This is a genomic window from Gordonia humi, assembly GCF_014197435.1.
GTDB lineage: Bacteria > Actinomycetota > Actinomycetes > Mycobacteriales > Mycobacteriaceae > Gordonia > Gordonia humi.
The window spans coordinates 327545-344434 of the sequence record NZ_JACIFP010000001.1; the positions used below are offsets into that span (position 1 = coordinate 327545).

Here is a 16890-nt window from a genome sequence, read left to right on the forward strand (position 1 = left end):
CCTCAGTGCAGCAGCACGCCTCCGTCGACCGGGAGGGTCTGGCCGGTCATCCACCCCGCGTCGTCGGAGAGCAGGAACGCCACGACCGACCCGATGTCGTCGGGAACGCCCAAGCGCTTGAGCGGGTACGCCGCCGCGACCTCTTCTTCCCGACCTTCGTAGAGGGCGGTCGCGAAACGCGTCTTGACCACTGCCGGGGCCACCGCGTTGACCCGGATGTCCGGTCCGAGCTCCTCGGCGAGCGACGCGGTCATGTCGATGACGGCGGCCTTCGACACTCCGTAGAACGCGATTCCCGGAGCCGGCCGGATGCCCGCGACGGACGCGATGTTGACCACCGCGCCGCCGTTCTCCTTCATCCACGCGCGGTACACCTTCTGCGTCCACTGCAGGGTGGAGACGACGTTGACGTCGAGGATCTTGCGTGCGGCGCCCGCGTCGAGGTCCATCAGCGGACCGAACACCGGGTTGATTCCAGTGTTGTTGACGAAGTAGTCGGCGCTGCCGAAGGTCTCGATGGTCGTGGCGATGACCTCGTCCTGGTGATCGGGGTCGTCGGCCGATCCGGCGACGGCCAACGCCACCCCGGAGCCGCCCAGTTCGGCGACGGCCTCGTCGAGCGCGTCCTGCTTGCGCGCGGTGATGACGACCTTGGCGCCGTCGTTCACCAGTCGCTGCGCGATGCCGAGGCCGATACCCCTGCTCGCACCCGTGACAATGGCGGTCTTTCCGGCGAAACGTGCGGTCATACGACTCTCCCTGCGGTGATGCCGGCGTCCGGCACAGAAATAAGCGATTGCTTACTTTCTATCGTCCGCCGGGCACCCGCGTCAAGGGTCGCCGACGCTGCGGAGGAGTCGGACGACGGCTCGGCGGAGCTGCCTGTCGCGGACCCTTCTCACGCACACGGCTCGGACGGGAACAGCGTCTCACCCGCATCGTCGGCGAACGCCGCGTCGACGCGCGCCGCGGCCTCCGCCGGGTACGTCCGTCGCACGAGATCGGCCATGATCGACACCGCGGTCGACGCGCCCGGGGAGGCGCCGAGCAGGCCTGCGATCGTTCCACCGGCGCCCACCACGAGCTCGGTGCCCTGCTGGAGTTCGCCGATGCGCCGCGGATGCGGCTTCACGAGTTGGGCGCGCTGGCCGCCCGCCACGAGTTCCCAGTCGGCGAAGCGCGCATTCGGCCAGAACCGTTGCAGTGCCGCGAACTTCCGTCGACGCGGCGACGCCAGCTGTGTCACCAGGTAGCGGACCAGGTCGAGATTCGCCGCCATCGCCGCGGCGATCACGTGCAGGTTGTGCGGGCGCAGAGTTCTGAAGAAGTCGGCCCACGACCCCTTCTTGAGCAGCTTGGTCGAGAACGTCGCGTACGGGCCGAACATGAGATGCTCCCGACCCCCGACGAACCTCCGGTCCAGGTGCGGCACCGACATCGGCGGCGCACCGATCTCGGCCTGTCCGTAGACCTTCGCCCCATGCCGTCCGACCGCCTCGGCGGCGTCGGTCCGGAAGAACGCGGCGCCGACAGGCAGAACGGCGTACCCGCGGACCTCGGGGATCCGAGCCTTCTGCAGGAGGTGCAGCGCGTGCCCGCCCGCGCCGACGAACACTCGCTGCGCACCGATCCGGAAGCTCGCCCCGGCGGCCGTGGTGCCGCCGACCGTCCAGCCTCCGTCGGGCCCGCGGGTCAGGTCGCGCACTTCGTGGCCGGTGCGCACCTGCCCGCCGGTGTCGGCGACGATCCGCAGGAGGTCTCGGGTCAACGCACCGAAGTCGACGTCGGTACCCGCGAGCTGCCTGGTGGCCGCGATCGGTTCGGCCGGATCGCGCCCGTCCATCATGAGGGGCGCCCACCGGCCGACGGTCGCCGGATCGTCAGTGAACTCCATTCCGGCGAAGAGCGGTTCGGCCGACAGCGTCGCGTGACGAGTCCGCAGGTAGTCGACGCCGTCGACGCCGAACACGACGTTCATATGCGGTGCACGGTGGATGAAGTCCGCCGGATCGATCAGCCCTTCCCTCCCGAGATACGACCACCAGGCCAGACTCTCGCGGTACTGCGCCGCGATCTCGGCAGGCCGGGTCCCGTCGGTCGGGTCGGGCATGTAGTTGAGTTCGCAGAACCCGGAGTGTCCGGTGCCCGCGTTGTTCCACGATCCGCTGCTCTCTGCGCCGAGGCCGTCCAATCGCTCCAGCACGACGATCCGCAGACTCGGATCACCCACCGCGAGCATCGAGCCCAGCGTCGCCGACATGACGCCGCCGCCGATCAGCACGACATCGGCCGTCTCCGTCGGCAGATCGTGCATCGCCTGCCGCTTCCCTTGTCGCTGGTCGAGCGAAGTCGAGACCCTCATGACTACTCCCTCTCCTCGGTTGCCTCTTCTACGATCGACCCCCGGCGATCAATCCGTCCAATGAGAAGTATCGGCACTACAATCCGAATATGGATCAATGGATGGTCGAGCTGGCACCGGCGCTCCGCGCGCTGACCGCCCTCGCCGATCACGACGGCTACATGACCGGAGCCGCCGACGCCCTCGGAATTCCGCAGTCGTCGATGAGCAGACGCATCCACGCCCTGGAGCGGGCGCTGCGCATCCCGCTGATCGCCCGGGACGGGCGCGTCGTCCGCCTGACACCGGCGGCGCTGCGTCTGGCCGAGTCGGCCCGCGGCCCGCTCAACGAGCTCGACGCCGCGGTCGCCGAGGTGACCGGCGACGCCGACCCCGATCACGGCACCGTGCGATTCGGTTTTCCGCTCACCATGGGCCACGGCCGGATCCCTCGCCTGCTCGCCGAGTTCAACCGCGCCCACCCGGGGATCCGTCTACAGCTGAAACAGGCCCACGGCGCCGAGCTGAGCGACGATCTACGGCGCGGCGACCTCGATCTCGCTCTGACGATCCCGCCGCCGCGCGGCCTGCCTCACACCGTCGTCACGCACCAGGAGATATGCGCGACGCTCCCCGCCGATCACCGACTGGCCCGCGACCGCCGCATCACGCTCGCCGACCTCGCAGACGAGCGCTTCGTCGCCAATCCGGCCGCCTACAATCTGCGCATGCTCACACAGGAGTGGTGCGGCGCAGCGGGTTTCGAGCCCAACGTCGGTGTGGAGGTCACCGAGTTCTCCACCATCCGAGAGTTCGTCGGCCTGGGCATGGGCGTCGCACTACTGCCGTTCACGGATGCTCCGGCCGCGGGCACCGTCCAGATCGCGCTGGCGGGCGAGCACCGCCGCTCCGTCGGACTGACCTCGGCCACGTCACGGTTGACGCCCGCGGCGCGGCGGCTGTCGGACTTCCTCATCGATCGCGAATGAGTCGCTCATCGACTCGCCGACCCCGCATTCCGCACGCACCCGATATTCGACCCCCTCCTTCGTGCAGGTCGCACCGCATCCGACACACCGCCGCGGATCGGATGCAGCGGCCGGCGCCGTGCCGGGCGATCACCGAGACTCTCAGCACATTCTGGCTGTAACGTTCTTCAGCTCTGCGACGATCCTCAGATTTCAGTACCGTGAATCGCATGGCAGACATCATGATCATCGGCGGGCACGGCAAGATCGCCCTACTGCTCGCCCCGCTGCTCGTCGAGCGCGGTGACACCGTCACCTCCGTCATCCGCAACCCGGAGCAGGCTGACGCCGTCCGCGCCACCGGTGCGAATCCGCTGGTGCTCGACGTGGAGACCGCTACTCGCGACGAACTGGCCGCCGCCGCCGACGGTTTCGACGCGATCGTCTGGAGCGCGGGCGCCGGCGGCGGCGATCCGACCAGGACCTACGCCGTCGACCGCGACGCCGCGGTCCGCAGCATGGCCGCGGCCGCCGACGCGGGTGTCGACCGCTACGTGATGGTGTCGTACCTGGGTGCCGGCCCCGATCACGGCGTGCCGAGCGACGACTCGTTCTTCGCGTACGCCGAGGCCAAGGCCGCAGCCGATGTCGCGCTGCGCGAGTCGGCCCTCGACTGGACCGTCCTCATGCCGGGGCGTCTGACACTCGACGAGCCGTCGGGCACCATCGACCCCGCGGCGATCCGCGCCGCGAACGTCCCGGGCACCTCCCGCGCCAATGTCGCGCTCGTGGCCGCTGAAGCACTGGCGAATCCCGCCTCGGTGCGCCGGAACATCCCGTTCACCGACGGCAACGTGCCGATCGAGGTCGCGTTCAGCTCCCTGTAGTCGCGGCGATTGCGCACGAGGGGTCGCCCCGGCCTTCTCGTGCGCAATCGTTCATGGTCACTCCCGATAACGCACGATCAACGGTGCGTGATCGGACAGCCGCGCCTCCGCCGACGACTCCTTGTCGACCCAGACCTCCTCGGCGCGACGCGCGAGTCCCGGTGAGGCGAGCTGGTGGTCCACCCGCCAGCCCACGTCCTTGGCGAACGACTGCCCCGCCCAGCTCCACCAGGTGAGCGGCCCCGGTTCGTCGCCGCGGAGCATTCGGACCACGTCGATCAACCGCCGCGGAGACAGCAGCGACGAGAACCAGTCGCGCTCCTCCGGCAGGAATCCCTCCATCTTTCGGGCCGGTCGCCAATTGGTGACGTCGTAGGGAGTGTGCGCGACGTTCAAGTCCCCGATCAGGAGGAACTCACGTCCGGCGCGGGCAGCGGCCAACCGGTTCCGGTCGAGTTCGCGAGCGAATCCGGCGAGAAACCTCATCTTGCGGTCGTATTTGGCGCCGCCGTCCATCTCCTCCCGCATGCCGCCCGGCCGCTGCAGCCGCGCGGGCAGCCCGCCCTTCGGCAGATACAGACAGGCGACGGTCATCCGGCGGTCGGCGAGATCGACCTCGATATACCTCCCGTGCGAGGCGTACGCACCGAGCCCGCGCGCCTTCGGCGGCGTGAGCGCCCACGAGCGTACGGCGGCGGGCTCGCTGCGCGTCAGCAGCCCCACCCCGTTGCGCCCGGGGATCGATCCGACATCGATCGACGCGGTGTAGCCGGGGAACTCGCCGACCTCCGACACCGGGCACCGCAACTCCTGGAGACCGACGACGTCCGGCGATCGATCGGCGAGCCAGGCGTCGAATCCCCGTCTGCGAGCAGCACGGATGCCGTTGACATTGAACGACGCGACGGTGAACGAGGGACTCATCACGCATCCAGAATGCCCTGGGCCATAGGAATCGACCAGCCGCGGCTGACAGAATGAGCCCATGAGTCGCCCCCACGTGTCGCATCAGAACCTGAACCTGCGCACTCTCGAGCAGTCCGAGAAGCTGCAGAACGTGTGCTACGAGATCCGCGGTCCGGTGCACGCCGAAGCGGCGCGCCTGGAGGCCGAGGGCCACCGCATCCTCAAACTGAACATCGGCAATCCCGCACTGTTCGGGTTCGAGGCGCCCGACGTGATCCTGCGCGACATGATCCACGCCCTCCCCTACTCGCAGGGCTACTCCGAGTCGGCGGGCGTCCTGTCGGCACGTCGCGCCGTCGTGACGCGCTACGAGTTGATCCCCGACTTCCCGTACTTCGACGTCGACGACGTCCTGCTCGGCAACGGGGTGTCCGAGCTGATCACCATGACGATGCAGGCGCTGCTCAACAACGGCGACGAAGTCCTCATCCCGTCGCCCGACTACCCGCTGTGGACGGCCATGACCGCATTGTCGGGCGGCACGCCGGTGCACTACCGCTGCGATGAGGACAACGGATGGAATCCGAGCATCGAGGACATCGAATCGAAGATCACCGGTCGCACCAAGGCCATCGTGGTGATCAACCCGAACAACCCGACCGGGGCGGTGTACTCGCGCGAGGTGCTCGAACGCCTCGTCGAGGTGGCCCGCAGGCACTCGCTGCTGATCCTGGCCGATGAGATCTACGACAAGATCCTCTACGACGACGCCGAGCACATCAACGTCGCCTCGCTGGCCCCCGACCTGCTGACGTTCACCTTCAACGGACTGTCGAAGGCCTACCGGGTGTGCGGCTACCGCGCCGGCTGGGTCGTGATGACCGGACCGAAGGACCACGCCCGCGGTTTCATCGAGGGAATGGGGATCCTCGCGTCGACTCGGTTGTGCGCCAACGTGCCCGCCCAGCACGCCATCCAGGTGGCGCTCGGCGGATACCAGAGCATCGACGCCCTCGTCGAGCCCGGCGGCCGACTCCTCGAGCAGCGCAATGTGACGTGGGAGAAGCTGAACGAGATCCCGGGCGTCAGCTGTGTGAAGCCGATGGGCGCCCTCTACGCGTTCCCGAAGCTCGACCCCGAGGTCCATGAGATCCAGGACGACGAGAAGTTCGTTCAGGACCTGCTGTTGCAGGAGAAGATCCTCGTCGTGCAGGGATCGGGCTTCAACCTCGACGATACGAGCCACTTCCGGATCGTGACGCTGCCGTGGGCCCGCGACCTCTCTGAGGCGATCGATCGGATCGGCAACTTCCTGTCGTCGTACCGCCAGTGAGCACCCGCTAGCTGAAGCTAGCGGTTAGGTGTGACCAGTGGTACCGTGTCAATGAACAATGGCACGATCGGAGACGATATGACCGACTGGCACCGCAGCGACCTCACGGTCGGCGACATTCGACTGGCGACCTATTCCTACGGGGACGCGGCGGAGTCGGATCGCCCCGCCATCGTCCTCGTACACGGTTGGCCCGACACCCACCACCTGTGGGACAACATGGCCCCGCAGCTCGCCGAGCACTACCGCGTGTTCGCGTACGACACCCGCGGCTTCGGTGAGAGCACCCGCCCGGACGACGTCGCGTCGTATCGCCTCGACGCCCTCGCTCAGGACCTGTTCGCGGTGATCGATTCGGTCACCGACGGCGGGTCGGCGCACGTCGTCGCCCACGACTGGGGCTCGGTCCAGACGTGGGAGGCCGTCACCACGCCGGGCGCGTCGACGGCCATCGCATCGTTCACCTCGGTGTCCGGCCCCAACCTGGACTTCCTCGCCGAGTGGGCGCGCGCCCAGCTGTCGTCGCCGACTCCCGGCAACATCGGTCGTGCGCTGTCGCAGGTGGCATCGTCCGCGTACACCGGCTTCTTCCAGATCCCCGGCGTCTCGGACGCCTTCTTCCGCGCACTCGGCTCGGACAAGCTGTGGACCGAGTTCCTGCACGCGATCGAGGGCACCCCGCGCGAGAACGTGTCGTTCGCGCCCACCCTGCGCGAGGATATGATCTCCGGTCTCAAGCTGTACCGCGCCAACATCCGCGGCAAGCTCGCGCGACCGAACCCGCGTCCGACGTCGGTCCCGGTCCTCGAAGTGGTCAACGACCGCGACATCGCGTTGCGTCCGGCGATCTACGGCCGCACGTACACGCATGCGGACAAGCTCTGGCGCAAATCTTCGACCACCGGCCACTGGCTGCCCTACACCAATCCCGCCTACCTCGCGGCGACCGCGATCGAGTTCATCGACGCGATCGAGAACGGGACGTCGAGCGCACCGAACACGATCGACCGTGCCCGGCAGCTGGGCGCCCCGCTGCCGTTGACGGGCAAGCTCGCCGTCATCACCGGCGCTGGCAGCGGCATCGGCCGCGAGACGGCGTACGCGCTGGCCGCCCTCGGCTGCGAAGTGGTCCTCGCCGACATCGACACCGCGTCGGCCGACGAGACGGCAACCGAATGCAAGGCGAAGGGCGTGCTCACCAACGTGTACGAGCTCGACGTCTCCAAGACCTCGGCGGTCACCGAGTTCGCCGAGACGGTGCGCGCCCGCCACGGCGTCCCCGACATCGTCGTCAACAATGCGGGAATCGGCCTGGGCGGCAGCGCACTCGACGCGACCGAGGAACAGATCGACCGTCTCATCGACATCAACCTGCGCGGCGTGATCAGCGGCAGCCGGGCGTTCGCCAAGCAGATGGTGGCGCGCGGAGCCGGCGGCCACATCGTGAATCTGGCGTCGGCGGCGGCATTCACACCGTCACGCGAGCTGGGCCTGTACTCGGCGAGTAAGGCGGGCGTCCTGATGTTCTCCGAGAGCCTGCGGGCCGAGCTCGCCGACCATCGGATCGGCGTCAGCGCGATCTGCCCCGGCATCGTCAACACCAACATCACCGCGGCCACCGAGTACGCGGGCGTCGACGACCAGGAAGCCATGGCGCGCAAGGTGAGCGGCTTCTACGAGAAGCGCAACTACACGCCCGACAAGGTGGCGCGTGAGATCGTCCGCGCGGTCGTCTCCAACAAGGCCGTCGTGCCGGTGACCCCCGAAGCCAAGTTCGGGTACCGCGTATACCGATTCATCCCCTGGGTGTCGCGGATCGCGGCCCGGGCGAAACTGACCGGATAGGAACCGCTATGACCAACGCACACGTCACCCACTCCAACCCGGACACCGACCCCGGCGAGGTGGAGTTGCACGCCCGGAACGTCGAGTTCGACCTGTCCGACAGCCCGCTGCACTGGATCCCGGGCAGCCCCGTGTCGTCGAACATGATCACCGTCCTGAATCTGCTTCTCCCCGAGGGTGAACGCTGGTTCGTCGAGACGTTCAACGAGGCCCTGCCGATGGTCAAGGACGAGAAGCTCGCCGCCGACATGCGCGGTTTCGTCGGCCAGGAAGCGATGCACGCCGAGACGCACGACAAGGCCGTCCACACCTGGCTCGTCCACCGCGGGATCGATCCGCAGCCGTACCTGGATCAGATGGAGTGGATCTTCCGTCGCGTCCTGGGTCCGCGCGACGGACAGACACCGCAGGCCCGGCAGAAGCACCTGATCGAGCGATTGTGGCTCATCGCGGCGATCGAGCACTACACGGCTCTCCTCGGCGACTTCGCCCTCAACTGCACGTGGGCCGAGAACGGCGCCGACCCGGCCATGACCGACATGTTCGTCTGGCACGGCGCCGAAGAGGTGGAGCATCGAGCGGTGGCCCACGACGTCGCTGCCTACTTCGGCGACAGCCCGCTCCGTCGCGGACGCGCGATGAGTCTGGCGCTGCCGTTCCTGGTGATCCTCCTGGTCCGCGGATTCCGTTTCATCAACAGCCAGGATCCGACGTTCACGCAGATGAGCGTTCCGGCCCGATACGGAAAGTGCATCAAGGCCTACTTCGTGGAGTCGCGACGGGGCGTGTTTCCGAAGCTCGGCGGCATCGTGCTGGCGACGGCGACCTACTTCAAGCCCGGATTCCATCCGACCGAGATCGGCGACACCGCCCAGGCCGTCGCGTATCTGGCGACGTCACCGGGTGCTCGGCGCGCGGGATGACCACGGTGAACCACATCAGACACCCGCACGAGACCGATCTGGTCGTCGAACCGCCCCATCTGACCGGGCGGTGGCGCCGCGACCCGCTCATGCGTTTCGTCACCGGCATCGGCAACACCTGGTTCCCGTTCTGGGCGCCCCTCGCACCGCTGCGCGACCTGGCCGAGAACGACGACGTCCAGCGACTGGAGATGGTCGGCCGCGAGGTCGTCGCCCACGATGAGAACGTGATCGCGCTGACGTTCGCCGCCCCGGACCGTACGGTGCTCCCCGAGTGGCACGCCGGCGCCCACCTCGACCTCCTGCTGCCGTCCGGCCGGATGCGCGAGTACTCGCTGTGCGGTGACCCGGGAGACCGCACCACCTACCGCATCGCGGTACGACGGATCCCCGACGGCGGCGGCGGATCGGTGGAGGTCCACGACGAGCTGACGGTCGGCGACCCGATCCGGATCAAGGGACCGCGCAACGCCTTCCCGCTCGCGATGCCCGGATACGGCTCGCCCGTCGGACGCCTGCGATTCGTCGCCGCCGGCATCGGGATCACCCCGATCCTGCCGATGGTCGCGATCGCCGACCGCTTCGGTCTCGACTGGTCGATGATCTACACCGGCCGCACCCTCGATTCGATTCCGTTTCGCGAAGAGTTGGCCCGCTACGGCGACCGCGTGCAGATCCGCACCGACGACGAGCACGGTCTGCCGACGATGGACGAGTTGGTCGGCGATGCGGGCGAGCACGGTCTGGCCGTGTACTGCTGCGGTCCCACATCGATGCTCGAAGCGCTGCGCACGCACCTCGTCGGCCGCACCGACGTGGAACTGCACTACGAGCGCTTCTCCCCGCCGCCGATCGAGAACGGCACCGAGTTCACGATCGAGCTCGCCTCGACCGGTGAGCGGGAGACGGTCGCGGCCGACGAGTCGGCGCTGACCGCGCTGCGTCGTCTGCGACCGGCCGCCCCGTACTCCTGTCAACAGGGTTTCTGCGGAACGTGCAGGGTCCGGATCTCGAGCGGCGACGCCGATCACCGAGACGGACTCCTGACCGAGCCCGAGCGCGACGCGGGATACTTCCTTCCGTGTGTGTCTCGATGCGATTCGGGGTCGTTGACGATCGACGCGTAGGGCGCCGCCCGGGCGTGTCATGCGACTCTTCTCCGCTCCGGTCGCGGGGTTTGGAAGAATCGTGGGAATGACGGAGTACCGGATCGACGACCTCGCTCAAGCGGCAGGCACGACGACGCGGAACGTCCGCGGCTATCAGGACCGCGGGCTCATTCCGCGTCCCGAGAGGCGTGGCCGCATCGCCGTCTACAACGACGAGCATCTGTCTCGGCTCCGCGTCATCGACGACCTGCTGGGCAAGGGTTTCACGATGACGCACATCGCGGAGTTCTTCGACCGGATGGAGCAGGGCGAGGATCTCGCCGAGGTCCTCGGCCTCCGGGAAGTGGTGTCCGAGCCGTGGTCGCGGACGCCGTCGGAGACGGTCTCGGCGGCGGCGTTGCACGAGATGCTGGGCACGTCCGATCCGGAGCTGCTGACCCGCCTCGAGGGTTCGGGACTGATCGCACCGGTCGGCGACGCACGTCCGCCCCTGGAGTACACGATCACCGACACCGAGAGCATCGACGGCTACGTGCGGCTGCTCGGCATCGGTGTCCCGCTGCCGTATCTGCTCGACATGCAGCGCAGACTCGACGACGACATGGACCGTGCCGCGCACACGCTGATCTCGGCGGGCCGCAGCGCGATCACGGAGGGCCGCTTCGACGGGTGGATTCCGGCGAGCGACTCCGAGACGGACTGGGCGTCGTCGTTCATCGGCGAACTGCGTCGTACCGGTCGAGTCGCCGCGCACAACACCCTGTATCGCGCGCTCGACCGGGAGCTGTCCCGGCAGCTCGACGACTATCTGTCGATCGCCCGCGAGCGCAAGCACCGGCGCGACTGACCTGCGACCGTCTACCCCAGCACGATCGGCGGCAGCCCGGGGATCGGATTCGGGATGGTTCGCCGGTGAGGTCTGGGCTTCGGCGACGGACCGGGTGCGGGTGCCTGTTCGGTCGTCCGGCTCGGTCGGTCCTTCGACGGGGTCGACGGCGGAGGCGGGGGCGGCGGTGTCGTGTACTTGAGCATCGAGCCGCGCGCCGCGTCGACCTCGCTGCGGTCGGCGGAGTTGGGGATGTGCTCGGGCGCCGAGCTCGGGGCGGTGGTCTCCGGTTCGGTGGCCGACGAGTCGCCGATCTGGTCGATGCTCGGACCGTCGTGCTCGTGGATGTTCATACCGACCGCGACCCCGACACCGCCGAGCCCGAAGACGACGACGACCGCCGCCACGGCGGTCATCCGCCATCGGCGGCTGCTCTCGGCGGCCCGTCGTTCCTCGTCCTGCGCGTCGTCGGCGCCCGTATCGGGTTCCGGATCGGCGTCGGTCACCGGGCCGTCGAACCGGACGTTCCCGTACTCGTCCAGGCCATAGTCGGCGGGATCGATGCCGGAGGCGCTGAACGAGACCGGACCCGACTCCGACGGCTCGGCGCCCCACGCCAGGTGCACGGGCTCGTCCTCGACGCGATCGAGTTCGTTCGTCGCATCGTCGTCGCCGCCGAAAGTCTCCGGGAACGGGTCGCCGGGCAGGAGCGCGGTGAAGCCTCGTTCGGTGAGTGCCTCCCACAGGCCCGGCCAGTCGTCGGCGCCCGGGCCGAGCAGGATCGCGTCGACGGGCGACTGTCCCGCGAGTTCTACGATCATCCCGTGTAGGCGGTTCACTTCGGGGACAGTCGCTTCGACGATCTCGGCGCGGGTCACCGACAGGAAGCGGAGCGATCCGGGGCCCACGACGAGGGCGCTGTCGCGGTCGCCGATGGTGGTCCGGGCTCGCGTCGCCAGGGCCGTCAGTTCGTCGAAGACGGCGGGGTCGGACGCTTCGGGGACCTTACCGGACTCCCACAGATCCGACGCGATCCGCACGTCGAGGACGTCGGGCACGATGCGGGGCTCCGACAGCGATGCCACGACCCGCCTCGCACCGTCGACGTGGCCCGCCCACAGGCCCGTCTGCCCGAAGGTGACGGCCAGTACGACGCCCGTCGGGGCGTCCGGGATCGTGAATCCGGCGAGCCGGGGCGGAGCGTCGTACTGATCGGCCATCAGTCAGCTCTGGAAGTTCAGATACGCCTTCGACGGCGTCGGACCGCGTTGGCCCTGATATTTGGATCCGACGGAGGCACTGCCGTACGGCGTCTGCGCCGGACTCGACAGTCGGAACAGGCACAGCTGCCCGATCTTCATGCCGGGCCACAGGGTGATCGGCAGATTGGCCACGTTCGACAGTTCGAGCGTGATGTGTCCGGAGAAGCCCGGGTCGATGAATCCCGCGGTGGAGTGCGTCAACAGACCGAGTCGGCCCAGAGACGACTTGCCCTCGAGTCGCCCCGCGAGGTCGTCGGGAAGACTGCACACCTCGAGGGTCGAGCCCAGGACGAACTCCCCCGGGTGCAGGACGAACGGCTCACCGTCGGCCGGTTCGACGAGGCTCGTCAGCTCGTCCTGACGCTTGGCCGGGTCGATGTGCGTGTACTTGGTGTTGTTGAACACGCGGAAGAGCCCGTCGAGGCGGACGTCGACGCTCGACGGCTGGACGAGCGTCGGGTCGAACGGCTCGATCGCCAGCCGTCCCCCATCGATCTCGGCGCGGATGTCGCGGTCAGATAACAGCACGTTGATGAGGTTACTGCAGATGGGGGCGTGTCCCTGAATCAGCGGACACGCGGATTCGCAGAGCCGATGATCTCGACAATCCTCGCACCCGCAGCCGCCACGACCCATCCGATCGCTCAGCCGCGCCGAACTCACTCACACAGACACCGTCAATAGAAAGGTCGGAGGCGTTCATGTTCCGTCGAACCCTGGTCACACTCTTCCTCACCGTCATCGCCGCGTCCGCCGCGCTGATCGTCCCGTCCACCGTGCGCGCGGCACCGCTGCGCCCGGTCGCCCAGGTCGACCTGAACCGCTACCTCGGAGTCTGGCACCAGCTCGCGGCGAATCCGGCGCCTTTCAACATCGACTGCGTACGCGACACGACAGCCGAGTACTCGTCGATCGACGCGCGCACCGTCCGGGTGAAGAACTCGTGCACGTCGGTGACCGGTGCGCACCGCTCGATCGTCGGACGGGCGCGAGTCAACGGGCCGGCCGCGCTGCACGTGTCGTTCCCGGGGGTGCCGACCCAGGAATCGGTGTCCGGACCGAGCAACTACCTGATCGCGTACATCGCACCCGATTACTCGTGGGCGCTGGTGGGCGATCCCTCACGCCTGTCGGGCTTCGTCCTGTCTCGGTCGGGTCGCGTCGATCACGCGACGTGGCGCACCATCGTGGACGTCGTCGAGCGCAAGGGCTACAACCCGTGCCTGATGGTGACATCGCCGGTCACCGGCGGATATCGCGACATCCGCCCGCTCTGCACCGTCTGATCCTCAGCGCTTCGCGGTGATCTCCGAATAGCGGTCGAGCGCTTCCCGGCGCTCGACCGCGTGATCGACGATCGGCTGCGGATAGTCGCTCGGCGGACCGTCGGGCAGACGATGCACCCGGCGCCCGGCCACACCGCGCAGTTCGGGCACCCACCGGCGGACGTAGTCGCCGTCGGGGTCGAACTTCTCGCCCTGGACCGTCGGGTTGAACACGCGGAAGTACGGGGCGGCGTCGGTGCCGCATCCGGCGACCCATTGCCAGCCGTGCTGGTTGGATGCGAGGTCGCCGTCGATGAGGCGGTCCATGAAATGACGTGCGCCCCACCACCAGGGGAGGTGCAGATCCTTGGTGAGGAACGACGCGACGATCATCCGAACGCGGTTGTGCATCCATCCCTCCGCCGTCAACTGCCGCATTCCCGCGTCGACGATCGGATATCCGGTCCGGCCGCGGCACCACGCGTCGAACGCGTCGTCGGCGGACGGGCCGTCGTCGTAGGGCATGGCGTCGAATCTCGCGTCCTGGTTGCGGTAGGCGGTCTCCGGTCGCTGATGCAGCACGTCGGCGTAGAACTCGCGCCAGCACAGTTCGCTGCGGTACTTCGCCGCGCCGTCGTCCGCCCGCGTCCGCAGGTCGTACAGGAGCGTTCGTGGATGGATGCACCCGAACTTGAGGTAGGCCGACAGGCGGCTGGTCTGATCGAGATCGGGTCGATCGCGCCCGTCGGCGTAGTCGGCGAGGTCGGCGGCGATGAACTCGTGCCACCGGGTGAGCGCGGCGGTCTCGCCCGCCGCGATGAGCGGTGCCGCGTCCGGTCGCGGGATCTCCACGCGCGCCCGCACCGCGGCATCCAGCCAGCCGACGGTCTCGGCGTCCGTCCGCGCCGGCGCCCGCCACCCGTGTTCGTGCCATGCCCGTTGAAACGGTCGGAACACGCGGTACGCGGTCCCGTCGCCCTTGACCACCCGGCCCGGTGCGACGGCGTACGGCGAACCGGTCCGGATCAGCGGGACGTCGCCGAGCTCTTGCTCGACCAGTCGGTCCCGACTCCGTCCGTAGGGCGTGAAGTCCGCCGACACGTGCACCGTCGCGGCCTCCAGTTCCCGGGCGAGTGCGGGGATCTGCACGGTCGGATCGCCGCGTACGACGATCAGCCGCCCTCCCAACTGCTCGTCGAGCGCCCGCAAGCAGCCGAGCATCATGTCCCGACGAGGTCCGCGCGCGGCCAACCGATCGTCGAGCACGAACACCGCGGCCGCGACATCCGACTCCGCCGCTGCCGCCGACAGCGTCGGGAGGTCGCCCAGACGCAGGTCACGACGGAACCAGACGATGGATGGACGGCCCTGGCTCGAAGTGGTCACCACACCACGGTACGGACTCGAATGTGTGCCCGAGGCCACGTCGACGTCGAGGTCCGGCGACGGGTTTGTTAAGGTGATCATCGCACCGATCGAGGTGCGCAGTGCCGATGTAGTTTAGTGGTAGAACATCAGCTTCCCAAGCTGAGAGTGCGGGTTCGATTCCCGTCATCGGCTCCACTAAATCCGCTGGTCAGAGCCGCAAATCCGCTGGTCAGAGCCGCTTCGCTCGCTCGGATCACGCCCAGCCGGGCAGCCCACCCGGAGAACCTCTCACACCGCCGTCTCCGCGTACTCGCCGACCTCGGCGTCGTCCTCGACCACCGGCCGCAGCGCCCACGCTCCGACCACCGCCGACACCAGCGATACGCCGACGGCCACGAGCGTCGCCTGCGCGAGACCGTCGAGGAAGACATCGGCCACGACCCGCCGGATCGCTTCACCCGCCCCGGCGGGCGCTCCCGCGGAGACCTCGACGCCGGCCATCACCGACTGCTGTGCCGCGTCACGCACCGGGCCCGGCACACCGAGGTCGGTGAGCCGATCACTCACCCCCGCGACGTAGACCGAGGTGAGGACCGATCCGAGGACCGCGACGCCGAGGGTCCCGCCGATCTCCCGGGTCGTGTCGTTGACGGCCGAGCCCGCACCGGCCTGCTCCGGGGTGAGAGCATCCATGATCACCTGTGTGCACGGGCCCGAGATGCAGGCGAGACCCGCCGCCATCAGGACCATCGACCAGATGACCAGACCGAAATAGGTGGAGGACGCGTCGACCAGTTCGACGAGGGAGAAGCCGCCCGCCATCGCGAGGGCACCGAACACGGCCACCACGCGTGGACCGAACCGGTGCGCGGCAGCCATGGCGACCGGCGAGAGCACGGCGACCACCGCCGCGAAGGGCAGCGTCCGCACGCCCGCCTGCAGCGGGGTGTATCCCATGACGGCCTGGAAGTACTGGGTGATCAGGAAGATGAAGCCGAACAGTGCGAAGAACGCGACGGCCACCATCCCGGCCGCGGCCGCGAACCGCCGGTTGGCGAACAGCCGCACATCGAAGATCGGGTGCGCGGTGCGGCGTTGATGGACGACGAACACGCCGAGTACGACGAAGGCGCCGAGGAGGCCGAGAAGTGTTCTCGCCGAGGCCCATCCAGCATCCGGCCCCTCGATGACGGTGAAGGTCAGGAGTCCCAGACCGACGATCGACAGCAGTACGCCGAGCACGTCGAATCGAGGAACCGGAACATCGTCGCTCGCGGGGGCCGGCACGGCCAGCACCACCGCGATCAGCGCGAGAAGACCGAACGGGACGTTCACCCAGAACACCGACGACCATGAGAAGTGATCGAGGAGCCAGCCACCGAGCACGGGTCCGATCGCGATCGCGACACCCGACGTCGCCGCCCAGACACCGACCGCGGCGGCGCGCTCCTTCGGATCGCGGAAGGTGCCGACGATCAGCGCCAGCGTCGCCGGAAAGACGATCGCGGCGAACACACCGAGGCCCGCGCGCGCCGCGATCAGCTGCCCCAGCGTCGTGGACACCGCCGCACCGACCGACACCGCGCCGAATCCGACGATGCCGGTCACCAGCATGCGACGGTGCCCGAACCGGTCACCGAGGTAACCGCCCGCCAGAAGCAGTCCGGCGAAGACCAGCGTGTACGCGTCGACGATCCACTGCAGACCGGAGACTCCGGCGTCGAGTTCTCGACTCATGGTCGGCAGTGCGACGTTGACGATCGTGTTGTCGACCATCACCAGCAGTTCGGCGACGCACAGCGCGGCCAGTGCGAACCATCGACTCCGCATGATGCCCCTCCATTCGGTATAGAACCT

The 16890-nt window shown here is 68.3% G+C and carries 15 protein-coding genes and 1 tRNA gene; 9 read left to right on the plus strand and 7 right to left on the minus strand.

The genetic code is table 11. The features are described from left to right. Positions 1 to 2: 2 nt before the first annotated feature. Both BKA16_RS01475 and BKA16_RS01480 read right to left on the minus strand, forming a co-directional pair. Positions 3 to 749, minus strand: a complete 747-nt coding sequence (locus BKA16_RS01475) for an SDR family oxidoreductase (RefSeq protein ID WP_183368901.1) — start codon at positions 747 to 749, stop codon at positions 3 to 5. Between the two features lie 149 nt (positions 750 to 898). Further along, positions 899 to 2314, minus strand: a complete 1416-nt coding sequence (locus BKA16_RS01480) for a malate:quinone oxidoreductase (protein WP_183372822.1) — start codon at positions 2312 to 2314, stop codon at positions 899 to 901. Positions 2315 to 2451: 137 nt separating this feature from the next. On the opposite strand from BKA16_RS01480, the gene BKA16_RS01485 reads away from it, so the two are divergent. Together BKA16_RS01485 and BKA16_RS01490 are read left to right on the plus strand one after the other, a co-directional pair. Next, the gene (locus BKA16_RS01485; protein ID WP_183368902.1) at positions 2452 to 3330 is read left to right on the plus strand and encodes a LysR substrate-binding domain-containing protein; all 879 of its coding nucleotides are present in this window, start codon (positions 2452 to 2454) and stop codon (positions 3328 to 3330) included. A gap of 209 nt (positions 3331 to 3539) precedes the next feature. Beyond that, positions 3540 to 4196, plus strand: a complete 657-nt coding sequence (locus tag BKA16_RS01490; protein WP_183368903.1) for an NAD(P)H-binding protein — start codon at positions 3540 to 3542, stop codon at positions 4194 to 4196. A gap of 57 nt (positions 4197 to 4253) precedes the next feature. On the opposite strand, the gene BKA16_RS01495 is transcribed toward BKA16_RS01490, so the two are convergent. Beyond that, complete coding sequence (locus tag BKA16_RS01495) at positions 4254 to 5120, minus strand: exodeoxyribonuclease III (RefSeq protein ID WP_183368904.1); 867 nt, start codon at positions 5118 to 5120, stop codon at positions 4254 to 4256. Positions 5121 to 5181: 61 nt separating this feature from the next. On the opposite strand from BKA16_RS01495, the gene BKA16_RS01500 reads away from it, so the two are divergent. The 5 genes from BKA16_RS01500 to BKA16_RS01520 all read left to right on the plus strand — a co-directional run bounded on the left by BKA16_RS01500 (position 5182) and on the right by BKA16_RS01520 (position 11159). Beyond that, positions 5182 to 6435, plus strand: coding sequence for a pyridoxal phosphate-dependent aminotransferase (locus tag BKA16_RS01500; RefSeq protein WP_183368905.1), 1254 nt, complete (start codon positions 5182 to 5184; stop codon positions 6433 to 6435). 78 nt (positions 6436 to 6513) lie between these two features. After that, positions 6514 to 8280, plus strand: a complete 1767-nt coding sequence (locus BKA16_RS01505; RefSeq protein ID WP_183368906.1) for an SDR family oxidoreductase — start codon at positions 6514 to 6516, stop codon at positions 8278 to 8280. 8 nt (positions 8281 to 8288) lie between these two features. Then, positions 8289 to 9203 (plus strand): metal-dependent hydrolase, encoded by a 915-nt coding sequence (locus tag BKA16_RS01510; RefSeq protein ID WP_183368907.1) that lies wholly within the window; start codon positions 8289 to 8291, stop codon positions 9201 to 9203. Positions 9204 to 9208: 5 nt separating this feature from the next. After that, complete coding sequence (locus BKA16_RS01515) at positions 9209 to 10330, plus strand: 2Fe-2S iron-sulfur cluster-binding protein (RefSeq protein WP_183368908.1); 1122 nt, start codon at positions 9209 to 9211, stop codon at positions 10328 to 10330. A 67-nt stretch (positions 10331 to 10397) separates the two neighbouring features. After that, the gene (locus BKA16_RS01520) at positions 10398 to 11159 is read left to right on the plus strand and encodes a MerR family transcriptional regulator (RefSeq protein WP_183368909.1); all 762 of its coding nucleotides are present in this window, start codon (positions 10398 to 10400) and stop codon (positions 11157 to 11159) included. An 11-nt stretch (positions 11160 to 11170) separates the two neighbouring features. Here BKA16_RS01520 and BKA16_RS01525 read toward each other — a convergent pair whose 3' ends face one another. Continuing rightward, positions 11171 to 12358, minus strand: a complete 1188-nt coding sequence (locus BKA16_RS01525) for a hypothetical protein (protein WP_183368910.1) — start codon at positions 12356 to 12358, stop codon at positions 11171 to 11173. Between the two features lie 3 nt (positions 12359 to 12361). Further along, positions 12362 to 12928: a dCTP deaminase gene (dcd, locus tag BKA16_RS01530; protein WP_183368911.1), complete on the minus strand. Its 567-nt coding sequence runs from the start codon at positions 12926 to 12928 to the stop codon at positions 12362 to 12364. Positions 12929 to 13101: 173 nt separating this feature from the next. Here dcd and BKA16_RS01535 point away from each other — a divergent pair, with 173 nt between their 5' ends. Beyond that, positions 13102 to 13686: a lipocalin family protein gene (locus BKA16_RS01535; RefSeq protein ID WP_183368912.1), complete on the plus strand. Its 585-nt coding sequence runs from the start codon at positions 13102 to 13104 to the stop codon at positions 13684 to 13686. Positions 13687 to 13689: 3 nt separating this feature from the next. Here the strand turns inward: BKA16_RS01535 and BKA16_RS01540 are convergent, their stop codons facing one another. Beyond that, complete coding sequence (locus BKA16_RS01540; protein WP_343067237.1) at positions 13690 to 15051, minus strand: cryptochrome/photolyase family protein; 1362 nt, start codon at positions 15049 to 15051, stop codon at positions 13690 to 13692. 103 nt (positions 15052 to 15154) lie between these two features. Here BKA16_RS01540 and BKA16_RS01545 point away from each other — a divergent pair. Next, positions 15155 to 15228: transfer RNA gene (locus BKA16_RS01545), tRNA-Gly, on the plus strand. A 93-nt stretch (positions 15229 to 15321) separates the two neighbouring features. Here the strand turns inward: BKA16_RS01545 and BKA16_RS01550 are convergent. Then, entirely contained in the window at positions 15322 to 16863 is a 1542-nt protein-coding gene (locus tag BKA16_RS01550; RefSeq protein WP_183368914.1) for an MFS transporter, read from the minus strand. Positions 16864 to 16890: the final 27 nt, after the last annotated feature.

Coding starts and splice junctions, on each gene's coding strand:
- BKA16_RS01475 (WP_183368901.1), bottom strand. CDS start 749: ATGACCGCACGTTTCGCCGGAAAGACCGCCATTGTCACGGGTGCGAGC.
- BKA16_RS01480 (WP_183372822.1), bottom strand. CDS start 2,314: ATGCACGATCTGCCGACGGAGACGGCCGATGTCGTGCTGATCGGCGGC.
- BKA16_RS01485 (WP_183368902.1), top strand. CDS start 2,452: ATGGATCAATGGATGGTCGAGCTGGCACCGGCGCTCCGCGCGCTGACC.
- BKA16_RS01490 (WP_183368903.1), top strand. CDS start 3,540: ATGGCAGACATCATGATCATCGGCGGGCACGGCAAGATCGCCCTACTG.
- BKA16_RS01495 (WP_183368904.1), bottom strand. CDS start 5,120: ATGAGTCCCTCGTTCACCGTCGCGTCGTTCAATGTCAACGGCATCCGT.
- BKA16_RS01500 (WP_183368905.1), top strand. CDS start 5,182: ATGAGTCGCCCCCACGTGTCGCATCAGAACCTGAACCTGCGCACTCTC.
- BKA16_RS01505 (WP_183368906.1), top strand. CDS start 6,514: ATGACCGACTGGCACCGCAGCGACCTCACGGTCGGCGACATTCGACTG.
- BKA16_RS01510 (WP_183368907.1), top strand. CDS start 8,289: ATGACCAACGCACACGTCACCCACTCCAACCCGGACACCGACCCCGGC.
- BKA16_RS01520 (WP_183368909.1), top strand. CDS start 10,398: ATGACGGAGTACCGGATCGACGACCTCGCTCAAGCGGCAGGCACGACG.
- BKA16_RS01525 (WP_183368910.1), bottom strand. CDS start 12,358: ATGGCCGATCAGTACGACGCTCCGCCCCGGCTCGCCGGATTCACGATC.
- BKA16_RS01535 (WP_183368912.1), top strand. CDS start 13,102: ATGTTCCGTCGAACCCTGGTCACACTCTTCCTCACCGTCATCGCCGCG.
- BKA16_RS01550 (WP_183368914.1), bottom strand. CDS start 16,863: ATGCGGAGTCGATGGTTCGCACTGGCCGCGCTGTGCGTCGCCGAACTG.